The sequence below is a fragment of the Longimicrobium sp. genome (genome assembly GCA_036387335.1).
Taxonomy (GTDB): Bacteria; Gemmatimonadota; Gemmatimonadetes; order Longimicrobiales; family Longimicrobiaceae; genus Longimicrobium.
The window spans coordinates 24,561-31,265 of the sequence record DASVTZ010000092.1 but is presented as its reverse complement, the minus strand read 5'-3'; the positions used below and the strand labels follow the sequence as shown (position 1 = coordinate 31,265).

The following is a 6,705-nucleotide window of genomic DNA, read 5'->3' as shown; positions in this document are numbered from 1 at the left end:
CTTCATCTGCCCCTCGCGCATCGAGCACCTGGGGAACGTGATCCTGGAGGCGTGGGGCCGCAACGTACCCGTGCTCTCCACCCGCACCCGCGGCGCCGAAGAGCTGATGGTCGATGGCGAAACGGGTCTCCTCGTCGCCGCCTCGGACGCGCGGGCGATGCGCGACGGCATCCTGCGCGCCCTGGAGTCCGGGCAACCGGAACTGCGCCGCCTGGCCGACGCCGGCCTGCACACCGTCCGCACGCGCCACAGCAAGGAAGCCATCGTCGCAGCCTACCGCGAGCTGTACGCGCATCTGGTAAGCATCGGACGGCGGCGGTGAGCCGGCGCCCGCGTCCCCCGAACCGCTGAACACCCGCCCCGTGGACTTCACCGCTCCCCTGAGCGCGCTCGCACTCGCGGGCGCCACCCCGGAGTTCTTTACGCAGATCGCCACGCTGCTGGTGGCGGGCGCGCTGATCGCCTACCTCGGAAGCCGGGTCAAGCTGCTCCCCATCGTCGGCTTCCTGCTGGCGGGGGTGCTGATCGGGCCCAACGCGCTGGGGCTGGTGCGCGACCTGGAGCTGGCCAACGCAGCCGCGGAGGTGGGCGTCGTCCTCCTTCTCTTCACCATCGGCATCGAGTTCTCGTTCGAAAAGCTGGCCCGCATCCGCCGCCTGATCTTCGGCGCGGGCGGGCTCCAGGTGCTGCTGGCCACCGGGGTCACGGCGGGCGTGCTGGCGATCTTTGGGGCGGATTGGCGGGTGGGGGTGTTCACCGGCTTCCTGGTGGCGCTCTCCTCCACCGCCATCGTCCTGAAGCTCCTGGGCGACCGCGGCGAGGCGGCGGTCGAGCACGGGCAGGTGGCGCTGGGGCTGCTGATCTTCCAGGACCTGGCCATCATCCCCATGGTGCTGCTGGTGCCCACGCTGGGCGGGGCGGGCGGGCCGCCGCAGGAGATCGCCTGGGCGTTGGCGAGGGCCGCGGCCATCATCGCCCTGGTGCTGCTGGTGGCGCGTCGTGTGATGCCGCCGCTGCTGGACGTGGTCGCCCGCACCTGCTCGCCGGAGATCTTTCTGCTCACGGTGGTCGCGGTGTGCTTCGGCACGGCGTACCTCACCAGCCTGGCGGGGGTGAGCCTGTCGCTGGGCGCCTTCCTGGCGGGGCTGCTGGTGAGTGAGAGCCGCTTCAGCGAGCACGCCCTGGGCGAGATCCTCCCTCTTCAGATCCTCTTCAGCGCCACCTTTTTCGTCTCGGTGGGGATGCTGACGGACCCCGCGTTCCTGCTTCGCCACCCGCTGCTCGTGCTGGGTGCGGCGGCGGGGGTGCTGGCGGTGAAGTTCGCCACCACCACGGTGGCGGTGCGTGCGCTGGGCTACCGGCTCCCGGCGGCCGCGGCCAGCGGGCTCGTGCTGGCCCAGGTGGGGGAGTTCTCCTTCGTGCTGGAGCGCGCCGGGCGGGCCGCGGGGCTCACGCCGGCGGGACTCGGAGAGACGGGCTCGCAGGCCTTCATCGCCACCACCGTGCTGCTGATGATCCTCACCCCGGCGCTCGCCTCGCTCGGGACGCGGCTGGAAGGGCGGATGGAGGCGCACCGCGGGTCGATGGAGCAGGCGCGGATGGGGGAGGACGAGGACTCGTCGCACCTGCCGCCGCTGGACGGGCACGTGGTGGTGGCCGGCTACGGCGAGGCGGCGCGGGAGCTGGTGCGCGTGCTGCACCGCGGCGGCGTCCCGTACGTCATCACCACGCTCAACCCGGGCGGCGCGAGCGAGGCGGACGCGGCGGGTTTCCCCGTGCTGCGCGGCGACGCCACCCGCGCCCGCACCCTGCAGATGGCCGGCGCCGAGCGTGCGCGCGCCATGGTGATCGCGGACGACGATCCCGGCACCGCCCTCCGCATCACGACGGTGGCGCGCTCGCTGAACCCGACGCTCCAGATCCTGGTGCGCACCCGCTACGCCGCGGACACCGAATCACTGCTGCAATCCGGCGCGGACATCGTGGTAGCGGAGGAGACGGAGGCCATGGCCCGGCTCACCTCCAGCGTGCTCGGCGCGATGGGGGTGTCCGCGGGCGACGTGGGCGCGCGCGAGGAGCCCGTGCGCGCCGCCACGCCCGAGCCGGCGGACGTCGTGCTCGACCCGGAGCGCACGGTGACGTTCGCACCCGCCACCGCGTGCGGCCACGTGGCCCGGGTGCGTCCGGTGCATCCGAGCGCCCGCGGCTGCGAGGAATGCCTGCGCACCGGCGACCGCTGGGTGCACCTGCGCATCTGCATGACGTGCGGCCACGTGGGATGCTGCGATTCATCCCCGAACCGCCACGCGTCGGCGCACTTCCATTCCACCCTGCACCCCATCATGCGCTCCGCCGAGCCGGGCGACCGCTGGGGTTGGTGCTACGTGGACGAGCGCACGCTCTGATCCCAGTCACGGAAAAACGTAACGACTGGTCTCACGCAGAGGCGCAGAGACGCAGGAGAGGACCGCAACTGCATGGCTCACACAGAGACACAGAGCCACAGAGGAAGAACAGAAGGAGGGTTCTCTGTGGCTTTCAGTTCCTTCTGTGGCCTCTGTGTGATGCTGTTCTCTGTTGTTCTCTCCCTGCGTCTCTGCGCCTCTGCGTGAGACTTCCCTCGTTGGTTCTTCGCGGCAGCGGTCGTGTTCAGGACGACGGCGCGTGGGCGATTTCGACGGTGATCGCCCGCCAGCGGCCCTGCTTGAAGCGCAGTACGCTCAGCGTGCACCGCGCCACGTGACCGGCCAGGATGGCGAGCCAGACGTCGATGGGATCCAGCGTCCCCGTGCGCCGGATCACGAAGCAGATCCCCAGCGGCAGCACCACCTGCGAAGCCACGGAGATGTAGAGCGGCCCGCGTGTGTCGCCCGTGCCCTGGAGCCCGCCCGTGTAGGTGAGCGCCACCGCCACGAACATCCCCGAGACACCCAGCACCTGCAGAAGCTGGACGCCCAGCTCCACCGCGGCGGGCTCGTCCATCCCAAAGATCGCCAGCAGCACGCGCGGGGCGGCGAGGAAGAGCGCCCCCACGACGGCCGCTCCGCCCAGCCCGATCCCGGCCGTCACGCGTACGGCGGCGGCGGCGCGGTCCGGCTGGCCCGCGCCCAGGTTCTGCCCGGCGACGGCGGCCGCGGCGCCCATCAGCCCCACCGACGTCCAGGTGATAAGCGAGAAGAGCTGCCCGTACGACACCGCGTACGCCGCCTGCGCCGCGGCGCTCTGGGCCAGCGAGCCGATGTAGGCCAGCATCAGCACCCCGCCCACGTTCATGGCGATCCCCTGGATCCCGGTGGGGAGCCCAAAACCGAAGAGGGCGCGGATCACCCCCCAGTCCGGCCCCCACCCGCCACCCCGCGGGAACGACACCACCCACCCGCCGCGCACCAGCCGGAAGAGCGCGTACGCCGCCACCAGCCCCGACGCGATCGTGGTCCCCATGGCGGCGCCCACCGTGCCGAAGGCGGGAATCAGGATGAGGTTGAGCCCCAGGTTGAGCGCCGTCATGACGAAGCCCAGCACCATGGGAGTGCGGGCATCTCCAGCCGCGCGCAGCGCCCCGCCCAGCATGAAGAACACGAGCATCCCGCCGCTGAACAGGAACATCACGCGCAGGAAGGGGAGCGCCTCCGCCTGCACCGCGGGCGCGGCGTTCACCCGGTCCAGCAGCCACGGCGCCAGGAAGTACCCCAGGGGCGCCATGATCCCCACCGAGATCCCCAGCGCCGTGAGGAAGGCCTGGTACACCACGCGGTCCACCCGGGCGGAGTCGCGTGCGCCGGCGGCGCGGGCCACCAGCACTCCCATCCCGGTGAAGAGCGACGAGATGAAGGCGATCACCACCAGGAAGATCTGCCACGCCACCCCGATGGCGGCGTTCCCCGCGTACCCCACCATGTGCCCCACCATCACGTGGTCCACCATCCCCTGCAGCCCCCCAACGACGTTGGCCAGCATCCCGGGCCACGCCAGCTTCCAGACTGCGGGGCGCAGCGGCCCCTCCACGATCGAGCGGTCGTAGCGAGCAGCGGGGGCGGGTGCGCTCAAAGGGCTCCGGGTGGCGCGGGAGAAGGATGGGGGCGGCGGGCAGCCTCGAAGCGCACTTTAAAGGAAAACCCTCGGCGGGCAAGATAGTCGCGGAGGGTCTCTTCGTCACTCCGGCGTCCAGGATTCGCCACCCGTCGGTGTGCGGAGGGACTCCGGTCAGCGCCCAGGCTGGTGTCCGCGCCCAGGCGACGAGAATTGCGGAGCCCCTCGTTTCGATCCCGCCACCCTCCGAATCCGAACCATGACGCTGGTATCCTGCCCTGACTGCGGAGCGCAGGTGTCTTCGCTCGCGCCCGCCCGCGTGCGCTGCGGACGGCCGCAGCACGCCAACGCATTTACCCCTCCCCCGCCCGCGCCGGTCGACTCAGCGACACCGCCGAAGTCGCATTGCACCCGATGAGCGGGACTAAGCTCCTATTCATGTCGGTGTGCACCTTTGGACTGTACCACGTCTACTGGTTCTACCGCAACTGGAGACTGCGCAACGAGCTGCGCAGGCGCGGCGTCACGGCGCCGCTGCGGGCGATCTTCGCGCCCTTCTTCGCGTACTCGCTCTTCTCGGACGTGGACGACGAGGTCCGCCACTGGGGTGTGACGCCCGGCTGGAGCGCGGCGGCGATGGCGATCGCCTACTTCCTGCTGAACCTCGTAACCCAGCTGCCGGACCCGCTCTGGCTCGTCGGCCTGCTGAGCTTCCTTCCACTTCTCTCGGTGCAGCACACGGTCAACGAGGCGAACGCACGGAGCTCGCACCCGGCGCCGGTGAAAGCCAATTACTCCGGGCTCAACATCGCGGGGATCGTGCTCGGAGGCATCCTCCTCCTCCTCGCCCTTATCGGCACCTTCATGCCCGAACCGTAGCTGTCCGGCCAACAGCATACCGGTGCGAAGACAGTCCGTAGCTCCGGCCATCTGTCACATCATGGGCGAGATTGAGGTTGGCCGAGCGCCAGCCACGGCGGTTTACCTGCTCGGCGGCGGGGCGGCCACGTGTTGGACGCACTCCGGATCCACTGCTTGGTCCTGATCCCTTCCCGCTTCGGACATTCGGGACGTCACCGGCCTTTACCCGGCGCATCCGTATACCCCAGCCTCCTTTAGCCTCCCCCTGTTTTCGCGGCCGATTTGCAGCCTGACACCACAGGGGTGTGCGACCGTTCGTATAGTGCGAAATGGCCGTACCTCGTCCATCCAATCCATGAGAGGCCCTAGCTGGCAGTGCCAGCGTCTGCTTCACGAACGTAGCAGCAACCGGGAGGTGGAATGGCGGATCAGGACAAGTTCACTGCGGCCGAGGCAGCAGAAGCGCTCCCGCAACTCGGTGGCGAGCCGAGACAAACGGTGGAGGTGAAGTTCCAGGTGACGGCGGGACTGGCTGAGCTAGTCCTGATGGACGATGTTCCGCTGGATCGGGATGCTGAATCTGGACTTTGGCGCGCGCGTGCGGGACAGGGCGACTACCTCCTGCGCTGGCTCGCAGACAGTGGCCTTGACGATGAACCATACACTCTCGCGGTGGTGGGACCCGAGTGCGCCGCGTTCAAACCGCCGCCACTCCGCACGGATAAGAAGGGCCGGGCTCGCGGTCTGACCACTATTCGGGTCTGTGCACCTGCGGCTGTATTGATGTCCTTGTGGATGGCTGTCCACCCAGCCACAGCACAAGAAGGCCCTCTGCTCACGGTACCCGCGCCGGTTGCGGGCGCCACGCTCCGAGCCGTACCCGCGCCTACTGTGTACCTCACCGCCGCAACGGAGGAGAAGCGTGCACGTATCGAAGCCGAAGTGGGGAAATGGAGCGCGGGAGCGGGGGGGTTCAGCCGCTCGCATCTGGTGTTTTCCGCCTCAGCGCCACTGGCCGAGGGCGAGGAACCGACCATCCTGGCAGATCTACGTGGATTGGGTGGCGCTACCACGGCATCATTGGCGTTGAACGGATGGGTGCGTGATCCCGTCGGGAGATCCGCGGATCTCCAGGCCTGGTGCTTGGAGGCGCGCCGCCATCGCCGCCTTCCCGATACCTTCCAGTGCGGGGAGGTGCCTGGGTCCATTCTGAATCCGGCTAAACTCTCCGAATCAATGCTCGCCGAGCATGATGTCGTCGCGGGCGGGGCATTTCGGTTTCTTTGGAGCATCGCGTCCGAAGTGGGACGAGAGACTGTCAACTACCTCCGCGCCGACGACTTTGAGCCCGAGTCGGAAGAGACGATGCCTTGGTCGGTTGAGGGGAAGTTCGGCACCCTTGTCAATGCTGCGGGCGGGGTTAACCTGGTGAGCGCGGGTGCACGCTGGCAACAGTCTTTCGCCGTGGGTGCGGCGGCGGATATCTGTACGCCCGTTGGCACCGGCGGTGCATTGCGGTGCCGAAATCGTCCCATCGGCGCACCCGCACGGGAGCGCGAAGCGGTGCTCGACGCGCAGGTACGCAGTTTCCTCACGCGACGCCTTGCTGTCAACCCACACCTGAGCTACGGTGTCAACGGCGGTGAGATAGGCATTGAGCTTCCTATCTACGTCGTCGCGAACTCTGATGGGGCGCTGATCGCCGGGATAAATCCGAGTTGGAACAGCAAGACCGATAGAGGGCGGCTCAGTATCTTCGTCGGCAAAGCGTTCGACTTCGGCCTGTGACTCCTCTGTTTGAAAAACAAGACTCCA

Annotated in this window: 5 protein-coding genes; 4 read left to right on the top strand and 1 reads right to left on the bottom strand. The window is 68.6% G+C overall.

Features of this window, described 5'->3' with window-relative positions:
• Window positions 1–322 (top strand): glycosyltransferase (locus tag VF647_08195; GenBank protein ID HEX8452062.1); only part of this gene is annotated, 322 nt, incomplete at its 5' end.
• 40 nt (window positions 323–362) lie between these two features.
• Window positions 363–2,405 (top strand): cation:proton antiporter, encoded by a 2,043-nt coding sequence (locus VF647_08190; protein ID HEX8452061.1) that lies wholly within the window; start codon window positions 363–365, stop codon window positions 2,403–2,405.
• Between the two features lie 244 nt (window positions 2,406–2,649).
• Here the strand turns inward: VF647_08190 and VF647_08185 are convergent, their stop codons facing one another.
• Window positions 2,650–4,047, bottom strand: coding sequence for an MATE family efflux transporter (locus tag VF647_08185; GenBank protein HEX8452060.1), 1,398 nt, complete (start codon window positions 4,045–4,047; stop codon window positions 2,650–2,652).
• 396 nt (window positions 4,048–4,443) lie between these two features.
• Here VF647_08185 and VF647_08180 point away from each other — a divergent pair, with 396 nt between their 5' ends.
• Together VF647_08180 and VF647_08175 are read left to right on the top strand one after the other, a co-directional pair.
• Window positions 4,444–4,908, top strand: coding sequence for a hypothetical protein (locus VF647_08180; GenBank protein HEX8452059.1), 465 nt, complete (start codon window positions 4,444–4,446; stop codon window positions 4,906–4,908).
• 402 nt (window positions 4,909–5,310) lie between these two features.
• Entirely contained in the window at window positions 5,311–6,678 is a 1,368-nt protein-coding gene (locus VF647_08175) for a hypothetical protein (GenBank protein ID HEX8452058.1), read from the top strand.
• Window positions 6,679–6,705: the final 27 nt, after the last annotated feature.